This is a genomic window from Streptomyces sp. Edi2 (assembly GCF_040253635.1).
Taxonomy (GTDB): Bacteria; Actinomycetota; Actinomycetes; order Streptomycetales; family Streptomycetaceae; genus Streptomyces.
This window is the reverse complement of sequence record NZ_JBEJGX010000003.1, coordinates 4,446,676-4,470,609: the sequence shown is the minus strand read 5'-3', so window position 1 is coordinate 4,470,609 and position 23,934 is coordinate 4,446,676. Positions and strand designations below refer to the sequence as shown.

Below are 23,934 nucleotides of genomic sequence, written 5' to 3'. Positions count from 1 at the left end.
GAACCGACAGAAGGGGCCGGCACGCTGTGCGCGTGCCGGCCCCTTTGCTGTCCACGGGAGGCCCCGGCGGGCCGTCGCCGTCTGCGACCGCCGTCAGCCGCTGCGGCCGGTGGAGACGGTCAGCTCGATGGGGTCGGTCTTGCTCGGGAGCCAGTAGCTGTAGGCGGTAGGCGTCTGACTGGTGACGGTGTTCTTACCCCAGAGCGCGCTGTCCTCGTGCGCGACGATCTTGTACTTCCAGCCCGCGGCCTCGATGCACTTCTTCACCGAGCCCAGGTTCTTGAAGCGGAACGAAGGGACGAGAATCTTGCCCTTCTCGCTGTAGCTCTTGCTCGGGTTGGTGCACTCGGACATCAGGATCGTCAAGGACTTGTCTTCGGGCTTGACGATCTGGGTCGGCGGGGCCGTCGTGAGGTCGTTGTCGTCGGAGTAGGCCGAGGACGGGCCGACGCCACCGCCGGTGGTCTCGCTCGAGCCGGCGCTCAGACCGATGCCGATCGCGATCGCGGTGACCACGATCACGCCGATTATCGCCGAGACGACGATCACCGCGCTGTTGTTCTTGCGCCGGGCGGGGGCCGGCGGCATCGAGGCCGTCACGGGCGGCGGGCTGTACGGCGGCGGCTGGAAGCCACCCGAGTTGAAGGGCGCCGGCCCCGGAACGGGACCCGGCCCGGGCGTCTGGTAGCCGTTGTTCGGCGGCGGGGGCGTCGGGTAGGTGTTGTTCGGCGGCGCGGGCGTCGACGGGCCGAAGCCGACCGCCTGCGTCGGCTGATACGGCTGCTGCACGTTCGGCGGGGCCGGGGTATGCGGGTTGCCGGAGGCGGCGGGGAACACCGCGGAGGAGACCGACGCGCCGCTGGTGCGCGCCCGCGGGCCCTCGCCGATGATCAGTGGCGTCGCGCCGGACTGCCCGGATCCGACGATCCGCAGGCACTCGTCCCGCATCGCCTCGGAGGTGGGGAACCGCTCGTTGGGGTTCTTCTTCAGCGCGCGGGCCACCAGCGCGTCCACGGCCGGCGGCAGCGAGCTGTTGATGCTCGACGGGACCGGGGGCTCTTCCTGGACATGGGCGTAGGCGATGGCGAGCGGGGAGTCCGCGTCGAACGGCAGCTGGCCGGTCAGCAGCTCGAAGAGCATGATGCCGACGGAGTAGAGGTCGGAGCGGGCGTCCACGGCCCGGCCGAGCGCCTGCTCGGGCGACAGGTACTGCGGAGTGCCGACGACCATGCCGGTCTGGGTCATGGACGTCACGCCGGACTGCATGGCGCGGGCGATGCCGAAGTCCATGACCTTGACCACGCCACGCTTGTTCAGCATGACGTTGCCGGGCTTGATGTCCCGGTGGACCAGGCTCATTTCATGGCTGACCTCGAGCGCGGCCAGCACATCGGCCGTGATCTTCAAGGCCTTGTCCGTCGGCATCGCGCCATGCTGGGCGATGTCGTTGTCCAGATCGGAGCGCAGCGGCTGGCCCGCGACGTACTCCATGACGATGTACGGCACCATGCCGCCGTCGAGCTCGTCCTCGCCGGAGTCGTAGACCGAGACGATATTGGTGTGCGTGAGTTTCGCCACGGACTGGGCCTCACGCCGGAAGCGCTCGCGGAAGGCCTGCTCACGGCCGAGCTCGGTGTGCAGTGTCTTGATCGCGACCTCGCGATCCAGCACGCTGTCGTAAGCGAGGTGCACGGAGGCCATGCCACCGGCGCCCAGAAGATCACGAAGCTGGTAACGTCCTCCGCCGACCGAACGGCCCTCGAATTGGCCCTGAGCGCCGTCCTGGCTCATCGTTCCGCTTCCCCCTAGGCGCTATACGCACATGTATAGCGATCAAAATCTGGAATTCCGCAGCCAAGTCTGCCCCAGGCCTCGGACACGTCAAGCTGTGTGCCCGTTCCGTGACCAGATGTGCAAGATCCCGTCACGGCCAGGAGAGTGTTCCGTGCCTCATTACCCCAGGTGAACTTGCGGCACGTGGCGCCCGGCAGGTTTCCTGGCCGGTCCACGACGGACCGGTGAGTGCCGCGGAGCCTGTAGCGTGCTCTAGCGAAGACCGATGACCTTACCGCTCTCATGCGGATTGATTCGACGGCGAGGACCGATGGCACCGACGCAGAGCCCCCAGGGCCCGTCCGATCCTGACGCCACCGGCTCCAATATCCCCGACGCACCGGAGATGTGGGGCAACGGCGGGCTGGTCGGCGATGGCCGCTACCGGCTCACGCGACGGCTCGGCCGCGGCGGAATGGCGGAGGTGTTCGCGGCCGAGGACGTACGTCTCGGCCGGACCGTCGCCGTGAAGCTGCTGCGCGCCGACCTCGCCGAGGACCCGGTCTCCAAGGCCCGCTTCACACGTGAGGCGCAGTCCGTGGCCGGGCTGAACCACCACGCGGTGGTGGCGGTCTACGACTCCGGCGAGGACCTGGTCGGCGGCAACACCGTGCCGTACATCGTGATGGAGCTGGTCGAGGGCCACACCATCCGCGATCTGCTGCTCAACGCCGACGCCCCGCCGGCGGACCAGGCGCTGATCATTGTCTCCGGTGTGCTGGAGGCGCTGGCCTACAGCCACCAGCACGGCATCGTGCACCGTGACATCAAGCCCGCGAACGTGATCATCACGAACAGCGGCGCCGTCAAGGTCATGGACTTCGGTATCGCCCGTGCCCTGCACGGCGCCGCCTCCACCATGACCCAGACCGGCATGGTCATGGGCACCCCTCAGTACCTCTCCCCGGAGCAGGCGCTCGGCAAGACCGTCGACACCCGCTCCGACCTCTACGCCACCGGCTGTCTGCTCTACGAACTCCTCACCCTGCGGCCGCCGTTCACCGGTGAGACCCCGCTGTCGGTCGTCTACCAGCACGTTCAGGACATGCCGGTGGCGCCGTCCGAGGTCGCCGACGTGGTGCCCCCGGAGCTGGACGGCCTGGTCATGCGGTCGCTGGCGAAGGACCCCGACGACCGGTTCCAGTCCGCCGAGGAGATGCGCGGCCTGGTCCAGTACTCGCTGCAGATGCTGCACGAGCAGGGCGGTCACACCGGCACCTGGAGCACCGGTCCGGTCGCGGCGTACGAGGGCGGTCACACCTCCTCCCTGGGGGCCGCGGCCACCACCGCGCTGCCGCACTCCAACGCCGGGCAGACCACGGCGCAGCCGATTCTGACCTCCGGTATGCGGGACGACGACGGCGGCTTCGACGGCGGGCCCCGGCCCGCCAAGGGCGGCCGCGGCAAGATCTGGCTGATCGCGGCACTCGCGGTGATCGCCATCGCCATGGGTGTGGCCTTCGCGATGCAGAACACCGGTGGTCAGGGCAAGAAGCACGAGACCCCCACGACGCAGTCGCCGAAGCCGACCAAGGACGACAAGGCCAGCAAGCAGCCTTCGGAGGAACCGAGCACCCCGGACGTCGACCCCGGCAACACGGGTGAGGACGACAGCACGTACAGCGAGCCGCCGCCCGAGCAGCCCAGCACGTCGCCGAGCTCCCAGCCGCCGACGTCCCAGCCGCCCACGTCCCAGCCGCCGACGTCGGAGCCGCCCACGGACACCGGCGGGACGTCCGACGGCGGCCCCACGGACGGCACCGCTGACGGGGGCGCCGCGGACGGCGGTACCGCCGATGGCGGCGCGAATGCCGGCGCGGACGGCGGGGCCGCCGCAGGCAACGGCGCGGACGGCAACACCACGCTCGGTCCGACCGGCTGAACGGCGCCCTTCCCGGTTCAGCCGGTGAAGGCGTCCCGTACGGCCCGGTATTCGCGGGTCCACCACACGGCCAGTGCGGCCGCCGCCGGGAACTGTGGATCGGTGCGGCGGTCGCCCAGCTGGTAACGCCAGGTGAGCATCCAGAAGTCGTTCAGCCGCTCCCACCACACCCGGTGGACGGCCGCCGCGAGCTCATCGGCGCCGGCCTTGCAGGTGCTGCGGTAGGCGCCCGCGTACGCCGCCACCTTCGCCAGGTCCAGCGTGCCGCACGGGCGGACGAAGAAGATCGCGGCGGCGCGCACCGCCTCCTCAGCACGGGGCTGGACTCCCAGCCGGTCCCAGTCGACGATCGCGGTCGGCTCCGTGCCGCGGTAGAGCACATTCAGCGGATGGAAGTCCCCGTGCACCCAGCCGGCCGGAGGTTCCGCGCCGGGGGGCGGACGGTGCTGCGCCAGCCGCGCCAGCAGGGCCCGGCGCTCCAGCAGACGGTGTTCGGCGAGCTCGTCGAAGCTGGTGCGCGGCCGGGCGCCGCGGGCCAGGGCCAGCAGCTCGTCGATCGTCTCGAAGGTGCGCTCGGGGTCGGCGCCGGCGTCCGCGCAGGGCGGCCGTGGCGGGTGCGGCTCGTCGGCCATGACCTGTTCCAGCGCGGTGTGGACGAGCCCGAGCAGGGCGCCGAGCTGCCAGGACTGGCCGCGGGTCAGTGCGGCGCCGCCCAGGTGCCGGCCTTCGACCCAGGGGTGCAGGGCGTAGCAGCGGCCGTCGAGGACGGTGACGGTCCGGCCGTCCTCGTCGGCGACGGGCGGGGCGACCGGCAGGCCGAGCGCGGCCAGCCGGCGGGTGGCGCGGTGCTGGCGGGTGAGGGCCGCGCGGTCGCCGTCGAGATGGTGTTTGAGGAAGTAGCGGCCGCGGGTGGTGGCGAGGAAGTAGCCGTGGTTGAGCAGGCCCTCGGCGACGGGTTCGCACGACAGCGGCGCACCGGCGCCGGCGTAGTGGCGGAGCAGGGATCCGAGGGTGTCTTTGTCGGGCGTTGCCGCCGTCCGGACTACAGATGAGCGCAGCACGCGCCAGATGTTAGATCAACTGCGCCCGTCGGAGTGGGTGTGACGGAAAGCCTTACGCAGAGTGCGCATAGCGGAAGACCGGCACATCGGTGAGGCAGTGCATGGTCACGAACTCCGGCTCGATGCGCAGGAAGACCGGGTCGAAGGGGGCGCCGTCGGCGAGCAGCGGAGTGCGGCCGAAGAGCTCGCGCACGGCGGGGGTCGGCTCGATGACCCGGGCGGTGCCGGTGAACTGCACCGACCATGTGTCGGGCTCACCGCTGTTGACGTTGTCGGCCTCGTAGGCGACCACACTGCCGTCCAGGGCCTGGTGGTAGCCGTAGCCGCGGTGCAGCCGCAGGACCAGCCGCCCGTCGAGGACGAGATGGCGGGTGACGGTGGTGAAGGGCAGCGCCCGCCGACTGGCCGAGACGCGCCCGTAGGGCGTGCGGCTCAGCAGGTCGATGGCACGGTAGTTGTCGGTGGGCATGTCACCACCTTGCCGGGCGGGTCCGGTCGGCAAGTAGGGACCGGCAGCCCCGGCGGACCGGGACGATGGTCCTGAATCGCCATGAGCCGGGCATGGCGGCGCCCGGCTGTTTCAGTGCCGCTCCGCCTGCCGTCGCGCGACGTACGCGGCGGCCTGCGAGCGGCGCTCCATGCCGAGCTTGGACAGCAGGCTGGAGACGTAATTCTTGATCGTTTTCTCGGCGAGGTGAAGTCGCTCACCGATGGCGCGGTTGGTCAGCCCCTCGCCGATCAGATCGAGAATCCTGCGCTCCTGGTCGGTGAGGCTCGCCAGCCGGTCGTCACCCTTCGCGGTATTGCCGTCGCGCAGCCGCTCCAGCACCCGGGCGGTGGCCACGGGATCGAGAAGGGACTTCCCGGCCGCCACCTCGCGTACCGCGGAGAGCAGTTCGTTGCCCCGGATGGCCTTGAGGACATAACCGGCTGCACCGGCAAGAATCGCATCGAAAAGGGCCTCGTCGTCCGCGAACGAGGTGAGCATCAGGCATTTGATGTCCTCGTCCTGCGAACGGATCTCACGGCAGACCTCGACACCGCTCCCGTCCGGCAGCCGGACATCGAGCACCGCCACGTCCGGACGCGTCGCCGGGATCCTGACCAGGGCATCTGCGGCGGTACCCGCTTCGCCGACCACCTCGATGTCGTCCTCGACCGACAGCATTTCGTGGACGCCACGCCGGACAACTTCGTGATCATCGAGCAGGAATACCGTGATTTTTCCGTCTTCGCGCACCACACCAGTCTCACACATCAACCCTTCCCGTGCTCCAGGTCAGCGATATAACGTGCCGTTGTCCCGGCGGCCTGCAACGCTGTGACCAGGAGTTGTTCCAAGCCTCCGCGGTTTACTTGGAAATCCAAGCAAAATCGCAGGTCAGCGCCGTTTCCACTTCGGCTTTGACAATGGGTAACGTGCAATGAGCAGGCCACCTTCCGGGAGCTTTGTTCCACCCGGATCCGGGCCGCGTTCGCACACACCCCGTGCGCCGTATCGGATACCGGGTGAGCCGCAATACGGCCACCGGCGGACCCCGGGGGCCGGACAGACGGAGGAGCAGCACGTGACCGTGGAAGGCACTGCGCAGCGGGGAAACGCCCGCGGCAGCAGCAAGCGCACCACCGCCAAAAAGGCGACGTCGGCGAAGAAGGCGTCCCCGGCCAAGACCCGGAAATCCGGTCGGCCCGAGCAGGCGGAGCAGGACCAGCTCGTACAGCTGCTGACCCCCGAGGGGAAGCGGGTCGAGCACCCGGATTACTCGATCGATCTCTCCGCCGACGAGCTGCGCGGGCTCTACCGCGACATGGTCCTCACGCGGAAGTTCGACGCCGAGGCGACCACCCTCCAGCGCCAGGGCGAACTGGGTCTGTGGGCCTCGCTGCTGGGTCAGGAGGCCGCTCAGATCGGCTCCGGCCGGGCGCTGCGCGACGACGACTATGTCTTCCCGACCTACCGCGAGCACGGTGTGGCGTGGTGCCGTGGCGTCGACCCGACGAACCTGCTGGGCATGTTCCGCGGTGTCAATCACGGCGGCTGGGACCCCAACAGCAACAACTTCCACCTCTACACCATTGTCATCGGTTCGCAGACGCTGCATGCGACCGGCTATGCGATGGGTGTGCAGAAGGACGGCACGGATTCCGCGGTCATCGCCTATTTCGGTGACGGTGCCTCCAGCCAGGGAGATGTCGCGGAATCCTTCACCTTCTCCGCGGTCTACAACGCCCCGGTCGTGTTCTTCTGCCAGAACAACCAATGGGCGATTTCCGAACCCACCGAGAAGCAGACCCGGGTACCGCTCTACCAGCGCGCCAGCGGTTACGGATTCCCCGGCGTACGGGTCGACGGCAATGACGTACTGGCCTGTCTTGCGGTGACCAAGGCGGCGCTGGAGCGGGCGCGCACCGGCCAGGGCCCGATGCTCATCGAGGCGTTCACCTACCGCATGGGTGCGCACACCACCTCCGACGACCCGACGAAGTACCGGGAGGACGAGGAGCGGGCGGCCTGGGAGGCCAAGGACCCGATCCTGCGGCTGCGGACGTATCTGGAGGCCGAGGGCCTGGTCGACGAGGCGTACCTCGCCTCGATCGACGAGGAGAGCGAGGCCCTGGGCAAGCGGGTCCGCGACGCCGTCCGTGCCATGCCCGACCCGGACGACATGGCGATCTTCGAGAATGTCTATGCCGACGGGCATGCGCTCGTCGATGAGGAGCGCGCGCAGTTCGCCGCGTACCAGGCGTCGTTCGCCGACGCCGATGCCGCCGCGGAGGAGAACTGACCATGGCCGTCTTCGAGAAGATCACCATTGCCAAGGCGATCAACGAGTCGCTGCGTGCCTCCATGGAGGCGGACCCCAAGGTCCTCGTCATGGGCGAGGACGTCGGCAAGCTCGGCGGCGTCTTCCGGGTCACCGACGGGCTGCAGAAGGACTTCGGCGAGGAGCGGGTGATCGACACCCCGCTGGCCGAGTCCGGCATCGTCGGCACCGCGATCGGTATGGCGCTGCGCGGCTACCGCCCGGTCGTCGAGATCCAGTTCGACGGCTTCGTCTTCCCGGCCTACGACCAGATCGTCACCCAGCTGGCGAAGATGCACGCCCGTGCGCTGGGCAAGGTCAAGGTGCCGGTCGTCATCCGCATCCCGTACGCGGGTGGCATCGGTGCGGTCGAGCACCACTCCGAGTCCCCCGAGGCGCTGTTCGCGCATGTCGCCGGGCTCAAGATCGTCTCTCCCTCGAACTCCTCCGATGCCTACTGGATGCTCCAGCAGGCCATCGCGGGCGACGACCCGGTCATCTACTTCGAGCCCAAGCGCCGCTACCACGACAAGTCGCGGCTGGACACCGAGTCGATCCCCGACCCCCTGCACAAGGCCCGGGTCGCCCGGACCGGCTCCGACCTCACCCTGGCCGCCTACGGCCCGATGGTGAAGGTCTGCCAGGACGTCGCCAATGTCGCGGCCGAGGAGGGCAAGTCGATCGAGGTCGTCGACCTGCGCTCGCTCTCCCCGATCGACTTCGACACCGTGCAGTCTTCGGTGGAGAAGACGGGACGGCTGGTCGTGGTCCACGAGGCCCCGGTCTTCTTCGGTGCGGGTGCGGAGATCGCCGCCCGGATCACCGAGCGGTGCTTCTACCACCTGGAGGCCCCCGTCCTGCGGGTCGGCGGGTTCCATTCCCCGTATCCGCCCTCCCGTCTGGAGGACGAGTACCTTCCGGGACTGGACCGGGTGCTCGACGCCGTCGACCGTGCGTTGGCGTACTGAGGGTTTGAGGAGAGTTCGTAACCATGACTGCAAGTACCGCCCGCGCCCAGCGCTTCCGCGAGTTCAAGATGCCCGACGTGGGCGAGGGCCTCACCGAGGCCGAGATCCTCAAGTGGTACGTCCAGCCGGGTGAAACTGTCACCGATGGCCAGGTCGTCTGTGAGGTCGAGACCGCCAAGGCCGCCGTGGAACTTCCCATTCCCTACGACGGGGTGGTGCATGAGCTGAACTTCGGCGAGGGCGTCACCGTCGACGTCGGCACCGTCATCATCTCCGTGGACACCGACCCCGGCGCCGGGCCCGCAGCGGCGCCGGCCGCGCAGCAGGCCGCCGAGCCCCCCGAGGAGGACGCCGAGCCCCAGGGTCGGCAGGCGGTGCTGGTCGGCTACGGCGCCGCGCCGTCCTCGACCAAGCGCCGGGCGCGCAAGCCCCAGGCAGGGGTGCCGGCCCAGCCGGAGCCCGCGCGTGCCGCGCTCCAGGCGGAGCTGAACGGACGGGCCGCAGCCGCCCCGGCCGCCGCCCCGGTGGCCGCTCCCGCCGCCACCGCGGCCGCTCCCGCCGCCACCGCGGCCGCTCCCGTGGCTCCGGCCGCGAACGGCGCGGGTGCGGGGCATGCCGGCCGGCCGCTGGCCAAGCCGCCGGTGCGCAAGCTCGCCAAGGACCTCGGTATCGACCTGGCGGCGATCGTCCCGACCGGCCCGGACGGCGTGATCACCCGCGAGGACGTCCATGCGGCCGCCACCCCGGCAGCGGGGCTGTCCGTGACCGAGGCTCCCGGGACGGTTTCCCCCGCCCCGGCGGCCGCTCCGGCCGAGCCCGGCCTCGTCGATGCCGCCGCCCGCGAGCGGCGGGTGCCGGTCAAGGGCGTGCGCAAGGCCACCGCGCAGGCGATGGTCACCAGCGCCTTCACCGCGCCGCATGTCACGGAGTTCATCACCGTCGATGTGACCCGCACGATGAAGCTGGTCCAGGAACTCAAGCAGGACCCGGACATGGCGGGGCTGCGGGTCAACCCGCTGCTGCTCGTCGCCAGGGCCTTCCTCGTGGCCATCAAGCGTCATCCGGAGGTCAATGCCGCCTGGGACGAGGCGCGTCAGGAGATCGTCTTCAAGGACTACGTGAACCTCGGGATCGCGGCGGCCACCCCGCGCGGTCTGATCGTCCCGAACATCAAGGACGCCGGGGTCAAGACACTGCCCCAACTCGCCGCGGAACTGGGCGATCTGGTCGCCACCGCCCGCGAGGGCAAGACGTCCCCGGCGGCGATGACCGGCGGTACGGTCACCATCACCAACGTCGGCGTCTTCGGCGTCGACACCGGGACGCCGATCCTCAACCCGGGGGAGTCGGCGATCCTCGCCTTCGGCGCGGTCAAGCTCCAGCCGTGGGTCCACAAGGGCAAGGTGAAGGCGCGCCAGGTCACCACCCTCGCGCTGTCCTTCGACCACCGGCTCATCGACGGCGAGTTGGGCTCCAAGCTGCTCGCAGACGTCGCGGCCGTGCTGGAACGGCCCAAGCGTCTGATCACCTGGGGATGAGCCGGGATGCGGGACCGGGCGGTTCGGAGCGGTGTTTCACGTGAAACGCCGTCTCGGGGCCGCCCCGGCCCCGTGGACGAGCCTCCGCTCGCCCGCCCCGCGTCCCCGCTCCGGCCGTACGTCAGCGCGTACACCGGATACCGGCCGGCCGGACTCCCACCGGCCCGGCACCGCGGACTTCCCTCGCCGCGGCTTCCTCTGATCTTCACCTTTGACGAGCCGCTCATGCGGGACACCATCGAGGAATGCTGAGGTCAGCGCCTGTCAGGGGCGCACAACGATCCAGGAGGTCCGGCGGCCATGTCCGAGAACCTGTCCGACACCACGCCCGCACCCCAGGTATGGCCGACGCTGCGGGCCCACGACGCCCGGGGGCTGATCCGTTTCCTGGTGGAGGCCTTCGGCTTTGAGGAGACCGTGGTCCACGGCGAGGGCGAGCGTGTCGCGCACGCCCAGCTCTCCTGGCCGGAAGGCGGCGGCATCATGCTCGGCTCCGTCAAGGACCCGGACGACGACCGCTGGCCGCTGCGGCCGGGGACGTTCGGTGCCTACGTGGTCACCGAGCACCCCGACGAGCTGTGTGCCCGCGCACGAGCGGCCGGTGCGGAGATCACCGATGAGCTGACCGACACCGGGTACGGGTCGCGGGGCTTCGGCGCCCGGGACCCCGAAGGCAACCGCTGGTCGTTCGGTACCTATCGCGGTGAGGCGCGGAAGGCGTAGGGGGCATCTCCCCGGTCAGGCCGGATGAGACACCCCTGGCGGGCGCCGCGGCGCACCGGGCGCCCGTCAGCCGCGGATGAGCTCCACGGCGCGGCTGAAGTGAGCCACCGGCCCGACCGGGGCGGATTCATCCGGGTGCGTGGCGCCGCGGGTCAGTGCGACGCCCGCCCACAGGCCGGCGACGATCAATGCCAGCACGACGGTGTTCCGCGTACGGCGGCCGGCGTTCGTCCTGGGCTGCATGGTCAACTCCCCTTGGGTGTCGGAGCCTCCCCGGCTCCCTGCCTCTATTCACCCATGGAATCCGTGCCGGACCGTACGCGGCAGGTATGGACTCTTGTCAGCCTTGAGGCGGACCCGGCCTGGCTTTCCGGTACCCCTTTCGGCAGACGCCGGGCCCGTTGCGGGAAAGGGTTTGCGGCCGTCGGCCGTGCTGCCTACGGTCGGCGAAATGAGCAGCGAAATGATCATCAGGCGTTACCGGGCATCTGACCAGGACGTGGTCACCGATCTGTGGGACCGGGCCGTGCAGCGGGCGCATTCCTTTCTCGACGGGGAGGACCGGGGCGAACGGGCCCGGATCCTCCGTGAGGTGGACCTCGTCCGGGCGGAGAACTGGGTGGCCGAACGCGAGGGCAGCGTCGTCGGTCTGCTCGGACTGCTGCCCGGCGGGCCCGGGGACGGCAGCGGTGACGGTCCCGGGGCAGGTCCCGGGGCCGGGGTCGGCGGGCTGGTGGTGGCCCCGGAAGCCCAAGGGGGCGGCGTCGGGCGGGAGTTGCTGGAGCATGCGGCGTCGCTGCACGGTGCGCTGGCCCTGGAGGTCTTCGAGGGCAACGGCACGGCCCGGGGCTTCTTCACACACCTGGGCTTCACGGAGCAGGGACGGCGGACGGACGAGCAGACTGGCCATCCGCTGATCGCCCTGGAGCGTGAGGCGCCGCTGAAGTCGGTGGGCTGGCTGCATGTGCGCGACGGGCGGCTGCTGAGCGTGCGGACGCGGGGGAATGACACGTTCTATCTCCCCGGTGGCAAGTACGAGCCCGGAGAGACCGCGCGGGAGGCCTTGTCACGTGAGCTCCGCGAAGAGCTCGGCCTGGTGGTGCCGGTGGAGGACCTTGCGGAGGCGTTCGTCATCCATGACGTGGCCCATGGCAAGAACGGGCGCCGGCTGCGGATGACCTGCTTCACCGGCGGGCCCCATGACATCGCGCCGGTCCCCGGCCGGGAGATCGCCGAGTTCGCCTGGTTCGACCGCCAGGAGGCGCGGGAGCGCTGTGCCCCCGCCCATTCGCAGGTGGTGAACCGGCTGATCGCCCAGGGGCGGATGCCGGGCTGAGGACGCGGCGGCTGGGGCTGCCGGGGTGGCCGGGACCGTGGGTGGCCGGGCCGGGCCGGGGCGCCCGCCGCCCGGCCGCCCCTCCGAGGTGGCCGCGACTCCGGCAGCGCCCCCACCCGGACATTCCGCCCCACCCCGCGCGCCCCACCCCACCCTGTCCGCATCGCGGAATGAAGTATCGGACGCATACCTGTTGTATCTATCCTGTGTGCATGCCCTCCGCTGCCACGCCCACCGCCCCTGCCAGGGAGCCCGCCGCCAAGCAGCCGCCCGCCGCCGAGCGGGTCTATGCGCACATCAAGGACGCCGTCCTGGACCGCCACTACGAGGGCGGGATGCTCCTCACCGAGGGCGAGCTGGCCGACGCGGTGGGGGTGTCGCGGACGCCGGTGCGTGAGGCGCTGCTGCGGCTGGAGGTCGAGGGGCTGATCAAGCTCTACCCGAAGAAGGGTGCGCTGGTGCTGCCGGTCTCCGCGCAGGAGATCGCCGATGTCGTCGAGACCCGGCTGCTGGTGGAGAAGCATGCCGCGGCCAAGGCGGTGCCCGTGAGCGAGGCGCTGGTCGGCGAGCTGACCGAGCTGCTGGAGACGATGCGGGAGCAAGCCGCGTCCGGTGATCTGGCTGCCGTCTCCGTCACCGACCGCGCCTTCCACGCCGCCATTGTGCGCAGCGCCGGCAATCAGATCCTGGACCGGCTCTACGAGCAGCTGCGCGACCGCCAGTTGCGGATGGGCGTCGCCGTGATGCATGCCCACCCGGACCGGATCGCCAAGAACATCACCGAGCATGCGGAGATCCTTGAGGCCCTGCGCGCAGGGGATGCGGATGCCGCGACCGACGTCGTACAGCGGCACGTCAGCTGGGTCCGCCACCTCGCGCAGGGGGACGTGCGATGAGCGGTGGTTCCGAAAGTGCCGCCTGCTCCGGCGGATCCGGCAGCGCCGGTATAGGCGGCGGCCCCGCCCGGCTGCTGCCTGCCGACCCGCCCGGCGGCCGTAAGGCCATGGCCGTCTGGGGCATCGGCGTTGCGGTCTACTTCGTTGCCATCACCTACCGCACCAGCCTCGGCGTGGCGGGCCTGGATGCCGCCGAGCGCTTCCACATCAACGCCTCGGCGTTGTCGACGTTCTCCATCCTGCAGTTGCTGGTGTATGCGGGGATGCAGATCCCCGTCGGTCTGATGGTCGACCGGCTCGGTGCCAAGAAGGTGCTGACCCTCGGCGTGGTGCTCTACACCGTCGGCCAGTTCGGCTTTGCGCTCTCCTCGTCGTACGCCATGGCCCTCGGCTCCCGTGCGCTGCTCGGCTGCGGGGACGCGCTGACCTTTATCAGCGTGCTGCGGCTGGGCTCGCGGTGGTTCCCGGCCCGCCGCGGCCCGATGATCGCGCAGATCGCCGCGCTCGTGGGTATGGCGGGAAATCTGATCTCCACGCTCGTCCTCGCCCGTTTCCTGCACACCTTCGGCTGGACCCCGACCTTCGCCTCCAGCGCCGTCGGCGGCATCGTCGTGCTGATCGTGCTGCTGCTCTTCCTCACGGACCACCCCAAGGGCTTCGAGCCGCCGCCCGCCTCCGCCGAGCACACCGGCACGGGGTTCGTGCGCCGGCAGATCATGGATGCCTGGCGGGAGCCCGGCACCCGGCTGGGCATGTGGGTGCACTTCACCACCCAGTTCCCTGCCATGGTGTTCCTGCTGCTCTGGGGGCTGCCGTTCCTCGTCGAGGCGCAGGGTCTGTCGCGCGGTACCGCCGGTGAACTGCTCACCCTCGTGGTGCTCTCCAACATGGCGGTGGGCCTGATCTACGGCCAGCTCATCGCCCGCCACCACGCCGCCCGGATGCCTCTGGCACTGGGCACCGCCGGCGCCACGGCCCTGATGTGGGCGACGGTCCTGTGCTGGCCGGCCGATCATGCGCCGATGGGGCTGCTGATCGTGCTCTGTGCGGTGATGGGCGCCTGTGGCCCTGCCTCGATGATCGGCTTCGACTTCGCGCGGCCCGCCAACCCGCCGGAGCGTCAGGGCACCGCCTCCGGCATCGTCAACATGGGCGGCTTCACGGCCTCGATGACGACTCTGCTCGCCATTGGTGTCCTGCTGGACGCGACCGGCGACAACTACCGGATCGCCTTTGCCTCGATCTTCGTCCTGGAAGCGACCGGGGCCTCCCAGATCCTGCGGCTGCGGCGGCGCGCGGCACGGCGCGAGCGCGAACGGCTGGTGGTCAGCCGGGTGGAAGCGGTCCACGTGCCCGCATGAGGCCTGCCGGTCGATTGGTCGGCGGCCGGGTCCGTTTCACGTGGAACGGACAGGGCTGTTTCACGTGAAACGGCTCGCTCCGGGGCCCACTGCTCGTGGCCGGCCGACGGTCAGGGCATCGAGTGAGGGGCCCCACCGGCCCTGCCCCGCTACGGCGTGATGGCGAAGTTGCCCAGGATCGCCTGGGCCAGCTCCTCGTCGCCGTCGATCTTGATCTGTTCGGCGACGGCCGCCGGGCGGACCCGGCCGCAGGCCAGCTGGTGGAAGGTGTCCCAGTCCAGGGCGAGCGTCACGGTCGGGCCGAGCGAGACACTGCCATCGATCGTGGCATTGCCCTCGGCGTCGAGGCGGACCGTGCGCAGGAATTCCAGCGGCCCGCTGACATCGAAGACCACCGCCGAATCGGCGGGCGCCTGGGCCCTCTTGGCCACGATGCCGGGCAGCGCCTTCACCAGCAGATCGCGAGTCACATGCGCGCCGGGGGAGTCGAGATTGCCGGGCTTCTTGAGGGTCCGGCGCAGGTCCTGCTCATGGACCCAGACGTCGAACGCCCGCTGCTGCAGCACGAATTCCAGCGTACGGTCCTCACCGAGCGGGCTGCGGACCACGGCGTCCGGCTGCCGGGACTCGTTGCGCAGCTGCCGGGAGCGGCGGATGACGGTGTATTCGAGCTCGCTCAGCATCTCCGGCGCGGTGTGGTGCCGACGGACGTCGACCTGCACCTCCATGCGTCGCGCCGACTCGCTGCGCACGTGGTAGAGATCGCGCGGCAGCGTATGGATCGGCCGCGGGTCACCCAGCATTTCGCATTCCAGGCCGATGACATGGGAGACCACATCGCGAACGGACCATCCTGGGAGGCCCGTCGCCCCGTTCCACTCGCCTTCGACGAGCGGAGTGACCAGCTCGGTTATCGCTTCTATGGAGTGAGTCCAGGCATCGATGGAGGATTGAAGGCTGGGATGGACGGTCACGGGACCCCTCGGACGGTTCGTACGCGGGCTGCTGTCTGTGCAGTTAAGTTACGCTGCGCACGGGCACCCCGGCAGTGCTTTCGGGTGACCATCGTAGGCCGATGTTGCCAAGCCGCAGAGGGCCGTACGGCCGGGAACCCGGCTCCTCAGTCGTCTCCGTGCTCCCGCTCCGCCAGCCGGATCACACACACCGCGACGGCGATCAGCAGCGGCGGATCCGCGTCCTCCCGTACGACATTGACCGCATAGGTGTCGCGCAGGGTCAGCCAGCGCCGTGAGATCTCCGCCAGCAGTTCGCCCTCGTACTCGATCGCGAACTCCCGGTCCAGGATCTTTCCGCTGACGTCCAGCTCGGTGCCGTCCACCAGCTCGACGCGGTAGTGGTTGCGCAGCAGCGAGAGGCGCTTGCGCTTGATCGTGGCCAGCGGCTGGTCGTCCCGCTCGATGGTCATGGTGTCGCGCAGGCTGAGCATCTTCTTGCGGATGGTGATCAGCACCCGCCGCTCGGTGTCCTTCAGCTCGAAGGTCTCCCGCAGCCGCAGCGCCTTCCCGTCCACGAGGAAGACGTGCCGCCCGTGCTCGTCGTCGATCCAGTAGTCGTCGCCAATGCCGAAGATGCGGTCGCGCACCATGTACGTGCCCGTGTGCGGGGGTGGCCCCCCGGGGGATTGCTGCATGGCTGACGTGTTCCCGCCGGGACCTGCGGAATGCGCACGCACCGGAGTGACGTTGAATGTGCACATGGCTTCACGTGCACGCGTCCGCGCCCCCGAGCTGATCGGCAAGGGCGGCTGGCTGAATACCGGTAACAAGGATCTAACCCTCTCTGACCTGCGGGGACGCATTGTCGTCCTGGATTTCTGGACTTTTTGCTGTGTGAATTGTCTGCATGTCCTGGACGAACTGCGGGAGCTGGAGGAGCGGCACCGCGACACCGTCGTGATCATCGGTGTCCACTCCCCGAAATTTGTGCACGAGGCCGAGCACCAGGCGGTCGTGGATGCCGTGGAGCGCTATGGCGTCGAGCACCCGGTCCTCGACGACCCGGAGCTCGCCACGTGGAAGCAGTACGCGGTACGGGCCTGGCCGACGCTCGTGGTGATCGACCCCGAGGGGTATGTCGTCGCCCAGCACGCCGGCGAGGGCCATGCGCACGCCATCGAGAAGCTTGTCGAGGAGCTGGAGGCCGAGCACGGGGCGAAGGGCACCCTGCGCCGAGGCGACGGCCCCTACGTACCGCCGGAGCCGGTCGCCACCGATCTGCGCTTCCCCGGCAAGGCGGTCCGGCTGCCCGCGGGCAGCTTCCTCGTCTCGGACACCACCCGGCATCAGCTGGTGGAGTTGGCCGCGGACGGCGAGCAGGTGCTGCGGCGGATCGGCACCGGTGAGCGCGGTCTGACGCCGGACTCCTTCAACGAACCGCAGGGTCTGGCACTGCTGCCCGACGGACGGGTGGCCGTCGCGGACACCGTCAACCACGCCATCCGCGTCTTCGACCCGGAGACCGGTGTGCTGGAGACCGTGGCCGGCACCGGCAAGCAGTGGTGGCAGGGCTCGCCGACCTCCGGCCCTGCGCGTGCGGTGGATCTCTCCTCACCGTGGGACCTCGCCTGGTGGCAGGACCGGCTGTGGATCGCGATGGCCGGGGTGCATCAGCTGTGGACCTGGGACCCGGCCGCCGGCACGGTCGGGGTCGCGGCCGGTACGACCAATGAGGGCCTGGTGGACGGCCCCGCCGCGGAGGCGTGGTTCGCCCAGCCGTCCGGCCTCGCCGCGGCCGGCGACCGGCTGTGGATCGCGGACTCGGAGACCAGCGCGGTCCGCTGGGTGGAGCCCTCCGCAACAGGGGACGGCTATGCCATCCGTACGGCCGTCGGCACCGGCCTCTTCGACTTCGGTCACCGCGACGGCGCCGCGGACCAGGCGCTGCTCCAGCACCCGCTGGGTGTGACCGCCCTGCCCGACGGCTCGGTCGCCATCGCGGACACCTACAACCACGCACTGCGCCGCTTCGATCCCGCGACCGGCGAGGTGACGACACTGGCGACGGATCTGCGCGAGCCGTCCGCCGCGGTGCTCGTCGACGACGACATCGTGGTGGTGGAGTCGGCGCGGCACCGGCTGACCCGGCTGCGGCTGCCCGAGGAGGCCGTCCGCGTCGAATCGGTGGCGCACCGCACCCAGCGCGCGGCCACCGAGGTCGCCCCGGGCGCGCTGCGGCTGGAGGTGGTCTTCCAGGCCCCGGCCGGTCAGAAGCTAGACACCCGTTACGGCCCCTCGACGCGGCTGCTGGTCAGCGCGACGCCGCCGGAACTCCTCGCGGACGGTGCGGGCGCGGGCACCGACCTCGCGCGGGATCTGGTGCTCGCGGACGGGGTGACCGAGGGGGTGCTGCATGTCTCGGCGATGGCCGCGTCCTGCGACGACGCCCCGGACGTCGAGTACCCCGCCTGCCATGTGCACCAGCAGGACTGGGGCGTCCCGGTCGAGATCGCCGAGGGCGGGGTGGCCCGGCTGGGGCTCGTCCTGGCCGGGCTGGACGCCGGGTAGGAACGGCATCCCGGGCCCGTCGGCCGGGCCCGGGACGTGGTCGGACCGGTGGGCGGCCCGGTGCGTCGGCGGATCAGTTTCCGACGCCGCCCGCCAGCTGTGCCCCGTGCAGGCTGGAGCTCCAGTTGGTGACCTTGCTCTTGCCGACGGAGATGTGGAGCCGCTTCTCCGCGAAGTTGACGGTGACCGGGCCGTGCGTGACCGAGCTCGCCGAGATGCCCATGAAGTCGATGGTCACCGACTTCTGCTCGGTGCCCTTGGCGGCCGCGGTGTTGGTCGGGATGACCGCGTAGGCGTAGCCGTGGGCGGGCACGGTGATGCGGGTGCCGTCGAGGTGGCCGGGCGTGCCCTGCAGCAGGGGCAGCGGGGCCTTGGCGTTGTTGAAGCGCAGCAGCGGCGCGTTGTAGAGCTTGCAGTCGCGGCTGGTGGAGTTCTTGAACTTCACCGCCACATGGCTCTTCGGGCCGGTCTGCTGCGAGAACGTGACCTTGTACGTGCTGGGGTAGCAGTCGGACACCCGCCGGGACGCCGTCCCCGCTGCGCCGCCCGCGGCCGCACTCCCGCCGATGATCCTGCGCTTCTTGGTCTTGGACGTCTTGGAAGTCTTGGACGTCTTGGAAGACGAGGACGAGAAGGAGGACTTCTTCGACTTCTTCGAGGAGTGGCTGTTGCAGCCGGTCAGGGCGAGGGAGCCGGCCAGTCCGAGGGCCAGTGCGGCGTACGCGGCGGAACGGCTGCGGGAGCGGCGTGCGGTCATGGGTGGTTCCCCCAGTGGAGTGCTGCAATCAGCGAGGTGTGGCTGTCATGGCACGGCCACGATATCCATTGCCGCCGGATGCGCCAGGGTGGGTTCGCCGGGCCCGTGGCCGATGTGGCATCAAAGCGGGTCAGATGGTTCGTACGCAGCGGAGATCCGCCCGTGGCAGGGGTGAAGATCAGTTTTTTGGGGGGCGAGACCGCTCCGGAGCGGTCGTCGGAGACCTGCCCGCCCGCCGGGCAAGAGACTTGCCCGCCCCGCCGGGCAAGACAAAGGGCGCCCGCTGGGGGATGCGGGCGCCCTGGTTCAGGGGGATCTTCGTCGGCCGCGTCGCGCGGCCCGGGTCAGCGGACCCGTTTCACCAGGCGGCTGCCTCGCTCGCGTCCGACTGCCAGTACGTCACCCACGCGCTGTCGTCGAGGTGCACCGAGCCTCCGGGGAGCGCCACCGCCGCCGAGCCGCCGATGCTGCCCTTGCCGTCGCGGCCGGGGAGGCTGACCGACAGCGAGGTCACGGTGCGGCCGTCGCGGCCGGAGCCGTCGGCGGACGAGGTCAGCACGCCGGCGTAGCCGGACTCGCCGGGGGCGAGCGTGACCACGGACTGCGGCCTGCTGGCCGGCAGATCGGCAAGCGGGGACTGTGCCTGGTCGAACCGCAGGTAGGGGGCGAAGTAGAGGTCGCAGACGGCACTGGAGGTGTTGGTGGCCTTCAGAAGAAGGTGGTTGACCGGCCGGTTCAGCCGCTGGGCCACGATACGGATCTTCGCGGCGTCGCACGCGGTGTGCCGGATGCCGGAGGTGTGGCCGGAGGCGCTGCCTGACGTGGCCGTGCGGCGCGCGCCCGTCCCGGAGGACTGCGTCCCCGCATCCCTTCCGGTGCCGTTGCCGCCCCGCTCCACGTAAGCCTGCTCCGTCCGGCCGCCGTCGGTCCGGACGCCCTCGGTCCGGGTGCCGCCCTGCCCGGGCTCCTCGCCCTGCGCCGGGTCCTGGGCGACCTGCGGCGACGGGTTGTACGGCTTGGCCGCGCTCGTCTTGAGCGGGTTGTCCTGACCACCGCAGGCGGTGAGGGTGAGCGCGGCGGCGGCGGTCAGCCCGGCCGCGGCGATCCGCAGCGTACGGCGGCGGACCGTACGGGACCCACGAGGGGCGACGGTGACCGTCAGGGCGCCGCTCTCGACGGCGGCTTCGGATCGGGCGTGGCTGCGCGGCATGTCCGGTCTCCCCCGGTCGGTGGTCCGCACCGCCCCGGCGGTACGTCCTGCGGTCCGGCCGACTCTGTCCTGCGGCCTGAACACCAGGTTGCCGCCCACCGCTGCCGTGCCACTAACGTGCGCCTAACGTTTCCGCGTTCGGGCTGTGCCGATCGTCGGGGCCGTCCCGAACGTCCAGGCCGTTCCGGCCGCCCGGGCTGTCCCGACCGCCCCAGCTGCCCCAACCGCCGGGCCTGCCCCAACCGCCGGCATCCGCGCAGTCTCAGCCGCCTCAGCCGTCCCGTGCCGGGGCCCGCCCCAGGGCGGCGGAGCGACGGCCACAGTTCAGCCGCGGCCGCCGCTCCTCCTTGCTCCCGTCACTCCCGCTTGCCCCCGTCACCCGTTCCGCTCGTGCCCCCCTCGCCGCCTTCGCCGCGATCGTCCCGCGCGAACAGCTGCGTCAGCGTGCTGATCGTGTAGACATCGGTGGCCTCTTCGTCCACCAGATGCATCTCCGCGAGCCGGTCCAGACCGTCCTGGGTGCGCTCCGGGTCGTACCCGGCGAGCGCTGCCGCCAACGAGGCGTTGAGGTGGCCGTCCGCGCTGGTCGCCAGTGCGCTGAGCAGCCGTGCATCGTCCGCCGACAGCCGGGCGACGGACATCCGCAGCGCCGCCGCGATGCCGGTGTCCTCCGCCGACAGCAGCGCCAGCCGCCGCCGTTCGTCGCGCAGCGCCGCCGCCAGCCGGGCCAGCCGCCAGCGCGGCCGGGCGGTCAGCTGGGCGGCCGCGGCCCGCAGCGCCAGCGGCAGACCGTCGCACAGATCGACCAGTTCCCGCGCGGCGGCCGGGTCCTCGGCGACCCGCTCCGGGCCGAGCATGGCGCCGAGCAACGCCGCGCCCTCCTCGTGACCGAGCGTCTGGAGACCGACCGGACGGGCCCAGTCGGTGGCGACCAGACCGTCGAGACGGCTGCGGCTGGTGACGACCGTGGCGCAGTGCGGGCCGCCGGGCAGCAGCGGCCGTACCTGCGCCGAGCTGCTGGCGTTGTCGAGGACGACCAGCATCCTGCGCTCCGCGACCAGCGACCTGAACAGCGCCGATGCGGCCTGCGCCGAGCCGGGCACCCGCTCCGGCGGAGTGCCGAGCGCCAGCAGGAAGTCGCGCAGAATCTCGGCCGGGGGCGCCTCGTCGCCCTCGCCGAAGCCGCGCAGATCGGCGAAGAGCTGCCCGTCGGGGAAGGCTCCGGCATGCAGATGCGCCCACTGCACGGCGCAGGCGGTCTTGCCGACACCGGCCGGCCCCGCCACCACCGCGAGCGGGCTCTCGCCCGTCGTACGGTCTGTCAGCACCGCGGTGAGTGCGGAGAGCTGGTCCTCCCGGCCCAGGAAGCGGGCGGGCGGACGGGGCAGCAGCCGCGGTGCCGCACCTCCCCGCCCGGAGCCGGACCCGTCACGCCCGCCGGCCGTCGCGCCGGGCTGCGTCCGGCCGGTACCCGCCGCATCCGGGCCGGCGACCCCCTGGGCGGGCGTCTGCCCCGCACTGCCAACGGGCCGCGCCCCGGCACCCGTTGTGGAGCTGTCCGCTGTCTGAGCACCGGTACGGCCGCCTCCGGAAGCCTCCCCGGAACCAGCCCCTCCGGACGGCGCCCCGCCCGAAACGGAGCCCCCGCCGGGTGCCCCGGGCTTCGCCGCACCCTGCCGGTTCCCGCCGGCCGCCTCCGCACGCAGAATCTCCTCGTACGCGTGGCGCAGCCGCTCGCCGGGATCGACCCCCAGCTCCTCGTTGAGCAGCCGTCGGGTGCGGTGGAACCACTCCAGCGCATCGGACTGCCGCCCCGTATGGAACAGCGCCCGCATCAGCCCGGCGATCAGGCCCTCCCGCAAGGGGTGGTTGACAGCGGCGGAGTAGAGGATGGCGGCGGCCTGTTCGTGCTCGCCGAGGGCGCCGTGCGCCCGCCCCAGCGCCTCCACGGCCGTCAGCCGGCGCTCCTCCAGCGCATGCGCGGCGGCCGCGAACGGCGGGCTGGTGACCGTGCCGGTCAGCGCGGGCCCGCGCCACAGCCCCAGCGCCTCCCGCAGCAGCGGTACGGCATCGCCCGGCGCCGCCTCGGGGCGCGCCAGAGCCACCAGCTCACCGAAGCGGTGGGCGTCGATCAACTCCTCCGGCAGGCGCAGCAGATAGGCGGAGCCATGGGTGGTCAGCTCGATGCCGTACGCCTCCGCGCCGCCCTCGGCGAGCGTGGCGCGCAGCCGCGAGACATGCCCCTGGACGACGGTACGGGAGTGTTCGGGGGGCTCGTCCTCCCACAAGGAGTCGATCAACTGCTCCAGTGGGACGGTGGTGTTGGGCTGCAGCAACAGCAGTGCCAGCACACTGCGCCGTTTGGCGGGCCCGAGCGACAGCTCCGCGGAGCCGGTCGTCACGGCGATCGGACCGAGCAGTGAGAATTCCAACTCAGCCCTCCAGGAAGGCTGTCAGGGCGTTCGCCAGCAGGTACGGGTCCTCGGAGCCGCACAGTTCACGCGCCGAGTGCATGGACAGGATCGCCACTCCGATGTCGACGGTGGCGATGCCGTGCCGGGCCGCGGTGATCGGCCCGATGGTGGTGCCGCACGGCATCGAGTTGTTGGACACAAAACTCTGCCACGGCACACCGGCCCGCTCGCAGGCCGCCGCGAAGACGGCCCGTCCGCTGCCGTCCGTCGCATAGCGCTGGTTGACGTTGACCTTGAGGATCGGCCCGCCGTTGGGCATCGGGTGGTGCCCGGGCTCATGCCGCTCGCTGTAGTTGGGGTGGACGGCGTGCCCGGTGTCGGACGACAGGCAGACGGTGCCGGCGAAGGCCCGCGCCCGGTCCTCGTACGAGCCGCCGCGGGCGAACACCGAGCGCTCCAGGACCGTGCCGAGCAGCGGTCCGTCCGCGCCGGTGTCGGACTGGCTGCCGTTCTCCTCGTGGTCGAAGGCGGCCAGCACCGGAATGCCGGTCAGCTTGCTGCCGGCGGCCGCCGCCGCGGTGAGGGCGGCCGTACCGGCGTGTACCGACAGCAGGTTGTCCATCCGCGGCCCGGCCACCAGCTCGCGGTCGCGGCCCAGGTAGGCGGGCGCCTCGATGCTGTGCACCATCAGGTCCCAGCCCTTGATGTCGTCGGCCGGTATGCCGGTTTCCTCGGCGACAAAGGTGATCAGATCGCCCTCGGCGACCTCGCCCAGGCCCCAGATCGGTGTCATATGGCGTTGCTTGTCGAGCTTCAGGCCGTCGGCGTTCACCGAGCGGTCGAGGTGCACGGCCAGCTGGGGCACTCTCAGCAGCGCGCGGTCGACATGGACGAGGCGGTGGCTGCCGTCCGCGAGCGTCACCCGGCCGCTCAGCCCCAGGTCGCGGTCGAGCCAGGTGTTGAGCAGCGTGCCGCCGTAGACCTCGACGGCGATCTGCCGCCAGCCGCGTGCGCCGGTGTCCGGAATCGGTTTGACGCGCAAATTGGGAGAGTCTGTGTGAGCACCGACAATTCGGTACGAAGTCGAGGCGCTTGCGCCCTCGGGCACGTACCAGGCGATGATCGCGCCGCCGCGCAGCACAAACTTCCCGCCGGTTCCGCCGTCCCATTCATCGACCTCGGCGACCTGCCGGAACCCGGCCTTCTCCAGCCGCTCCGCCGCGTTCGCCACTGCGTGGTAGGGCGAAGGGCTGGCGGCGAGGAAGGACATCAGGTCGTCGGTGTGGCCGCGATCGAAGCGGGCGGAGTTGGTCATGGATTCAGCATAAGGAGCCGGAGGCCGCATTCCCCGTGCCCATGCATGGTGACTCCGCTCCCTTCCGGCCAGGATTTCAGTATTCGGGACCGATAGCCCTCCGGAGCGGGGGATTCCGGGTTTCCTCCGGGGTGGTGACCCGGCGTACGCCGCGCGTGGTCCGCGCTGCCCGTGCCCTCCGTGCCGCCGCGCCCTCCGTGCCGTCTGCATTCTCCGTGCCTTCTTCGTGCCGTCCGCAAGGCGCCCCGCCCGCACATCGCCCCCACCCTCGCATGCGCCCTGCCCGTGCGGCCGCCCCTGCCCGCGCGTCCC

The 23,934-nt window shown here is 70.8% G+C and carries 20 protein-coding genes; 9 read left to right on the top strand and 11 right to left on the bottom strand.

Going from position 1 to position 23,934, the window contains the following annotated elements; genetic code table 11:
• Window positions 1–93 precede the first annotated feature (93 nt).
• On the bottom strand, window positions 94–1,791 hold the full coding sequence (locus ABR737_RS23065) for a protein kinase domain-containing protein (RefSeq protein WP_350252006.1): 1,698 nt from the start codon (window positions 1,789–1,791) through the stop codon (window positions 94–96).
• Between the two features lie 313 nt (window positions 1,792–2,104).
• On the opposite strand from ABR737_RS23065, the gene ABR737_RS23060 reads away from it, so the two are divergent.
• Window positions 2,105–3,715: a protein kinase domain-containing protein gene (locus ABR737_RS23060; protein WP_350252005.1), complete on the top strand. Its 1,611-nt coding sequence runs from the start codon at window positions 2,105–2,107 to the stop codon at window positions 3,713–3,715.
• Window positions 3,716–3,732: 17 nt separating this feature from the next.
• Here the strand turns inward: ABR737_RS23060 and ABR737_RS23055 are convergent, their stop codons facing one another.
• The 3 genes from ABR737_RS23055 to ABR737_RS23045 all read right to left on the bottom strand — a co-directional run bounded on the left by ABR737_RS23055 (window position 3,733) and on the right by ABR737_RS23045 (window position 6,016).
• Window positions 3,733–4,776: a phosphotransferase gene (locus tag ABR737_RS23055; protein ID WP_350252004.1), complete on the bottom strand. Its 1,044-nt coding sequence runs from the start codon at window positions 4,774–4,776 to the stop codon at window positions 3,733–3,735.
• Between the two features lie 52 nt (window positions 4,777–4,828).
• Window positions 4,829–5,245, bottom strand: a complete 417-nt coding sequence (locus ABR737_RS23050; protein ID WP_350252003.1) for a pyridoxamine 5'-phosphate oxidase family protein — start codon at window positions 5,243–5,245, stop codon at window positions 4,829–4,831.
• Window positions 5,246–5,356: 111 nt separating this feature from the next.
• On the bottom strand, window positions 5,357–6,016 hold the full coding sequence (locus ABR737_RS23045) for a response regulator (protein ID WP_129295375.1): 660 nt from the start codon (window positions 6,014–6,016) through the stop codon (window positions 5,357–5,359).
• Between the two features lie 328 nt (window positions 6,017–6,344).
• Between ABR737_RS23045 and pdhA the strand changes: the two genes are divergently transcribed.
• The 4 genes from pdhA to ABR737_RS23025 all read left to right on the top strand — a co-directional run bounded on the left by pdhA (window position 6,345) and on the right by ABR737_RS23025 (window position 10,809).
• Complete coding sequence (gene pdhA, locus ABR737_RS23040) at window positions 6,345–7,562, top strand: pyruvate dehydrogenase (acetyl-transferring) E1 component subunit alpha (protein WP_350252002.1); 1,218 nt, start codon at window positions 6,345–6,347, stop codon at window positions 7,560–7,562.
• Window positions 7,563–7,564: 2 nt separating this feature from the next.
• Entirely contained in the window at window positions 7,565–8,548 is a 984-nt protein-coding gene (locus ABR737_RS23035; RefSeq protein WP_350252001.1) for an alpha-ketoacid dehydrogenase subunit beta, read from the top strand.
• A 23-nt stretch (window positions 8,549–8,571) separates the two neighbouring features.
• On the top strand, window positions 8,572–10,086 hold the full coding sequence (locus ABR737_RS23030; RefSeq protein WP_350252000.1) for a dihydrolipoamide acetyltransferase family protein: 1,515 nt from the start codon (window positions 8,572–8,574) through the stop codon (window positions 10,084–10,086).
• A 300-nt stretch (window positions 10,087–10,386) separates the two neighbouring features.
• Window positions 10,387–10,809, top strand: a complete 423-nt coding sequence (locus tag ABR737_RS23025) for a VOC family protein (RefSeq protein ID WP_350251999.1) — start codon at window positions 10,387–10,389, stop codon at window positions 10,807–10,809.
• A gap of 66 nt (window positions 10,810–10,875) precedes the next feature.
• Here the strand turns inward: ABR737_RS23025 and ABR737_RS23020 are convergent, their stop codons facing one another.
• Window positions 10,876–11,052 (bottom strand): hypothetical protein, encoded by a 177-nt coding sequence (locus ABR737_RS23020; RefSeq protein ID WP_164993005.1) that lies wholly within the window; start codon window positions 11,050–11,052, stop codon window positions 10,876–10,878.
• A gap of 208 nt (window positions 11,053–11,260) precedes the next feature.
• Here ABR737_RS23020 and ABR737_RS23015 point away from each other — a divergent pair, with 208 nt between their 5' ends.
• The 3 genes from ABR737_RS23015 (at window position 11,261) to ABR737_RS23005 (ending at window position 14,402) form a co-directional block, all read left to right on the top strand.
• Window positions 11,261–12,145 carry a GNAT family N-acetyltransferase gene (locus ABR737_RS23015; protein ID WP_350251998.1) on the top strand — a complete coding sequence of 295 codons (885 nt, stop codon included), beginning with the start codon at window positions 11,261–11,263 and terminating at the stop codon, window positions 12,143–12,145.
• Window positions 12,146–12,357: 212 nt separating this feature from the next.
• Window positions 12,358–13,041 carry a GntR family transcriptional regulator gene (locus ABR737_RS23010; RefSeq protein ID WP_350251997.1) on the top strand — a complete coding sequence of 228 codons (684 nt, stop codon included), beginning with the start codon at window positions 12,358–12,360 and terminating at the stop codon, window positions 13,039–13,041.
• 107 nt (window positions 13,042–13,148) lie between these two features.
• Window positions 13,149–14,402, top strand: coding sequence for an MFS transporter (locus tag ABR737_RS23005; RefSeq protein ID WP_350256895.1), 1,254 nt, complete (start codon window positions 13,149–13,151; stop codon window positions 14,400–14,402).
• Window positions 14,403–14,551: 149 nt separating this feature from the next.
• Here the strand turns inward: ABR737_RS23005 and ABR737_RS23000 are convergent, their stop codons facing one another.
• Both ABR737_RS23000 and ABR737_RS22995 read right to left on the bottom strand, forming a co-directional pair.
• Window positions 14,552–15,376 (bottom strand): maleylpyruvate isomerase family mycothiol-dependent enzyme, encoded by an 825-nt coding sequence (locus ABR737_RS23000; protein WP_350251996.1) that lies wholly within the window; start codon window positions 15,374–15,376, stop codon window positions 14,552–14,554.
• A gap of 146 nt (window positions 15,377–15,522) precedes the next feature.
• Window positions 15,523–16,008: an LURP-one-related/scramblase family protein gene (locus ABR737_RS22995; RefSeq protein ID WP_350251995.1), complete on the bottom strand. Its 486-nt coding sequence runs from the start codon at window positions 16,006–16,008 to the stop codon at window positions 15,523–15,525.
• A 109-nt stretch (window positions 16,009–16,117) separates the two neighbouring features.
• Between ABR737_RS22995 and ABR737_RS22990 the strand changes: the two genes are divergently transcribed.
• The gene (locus ABR737_RS22990; protein WP_350251994.1) at window positions 16,118–17,926 is read left to right on the top strand and encodes an NHL domain-containing thioredoxin family protein; all 1,809 of its coding nucleotides are present in this window, start codon (window positions 16,118–16,120) and stop codon (window positions 17,924–17,926) included.
• 73 nt (window positions 17,927–17,999) lie between these two features.
• Here ABR737_RS22990 and ABR737_RS22985 read toward each other — a convergent pair whose 3' ends face one another.
• The 4 genes from ABR737_RS22985 to ABR737_RS22970 form a co-directional block, all read right to left on the bottom strand.
• A complete protein-coding gene (locus tag ABR737_RS22985) occupies window positions 18,000–18,683 on the bottom strand; it encodes a DUF4232 domain-containing protein (RefSeq protein WP_350251993.1) in 684 nt (227 codons plus the stop codon).
• 358 nt (window positions 18,684–19,041) lie between these two features.
• The gene (locus tag ABR737_RS22980) at window positions 19,042–19,893 is read right to left on the bottom strand and encodes a DUF4232 domain-containing protein (RefSeq protein WP_350251992.1); all 852 of its coding nucleotides are present in this window, start codon (window positions 19,891–19,893) and stop codon (window positions 19,042–19,044) included.
• Window positions 19,894–20,249: 356 nt separating this feature from the next.
• Window positions 20,250–22,325 (bottom strand): AfsR/SARP family transcriptional regulator, encoded by a 2,076-nt coding sequence (locus tag ABR737_RS22975; protein WP_350251991.1) that lies wholly within the window; start codon window positions 22,323–22,325, stop codon window positions 20,250–20,252.
• Window position 22,326: 1 nt separating this feature from the next.
• Entirely contained in the window at window positions 22,327–23,622 is a 1,296-nt protein-coding gene (locus ABR737_RS22970) for a M18 family aminopeptidase (RefSeq protein ID WP_350251990.1), read from the bottom strand.
• Window positions 23,623–23,934 lie beyond the last annotated feature (312 nt).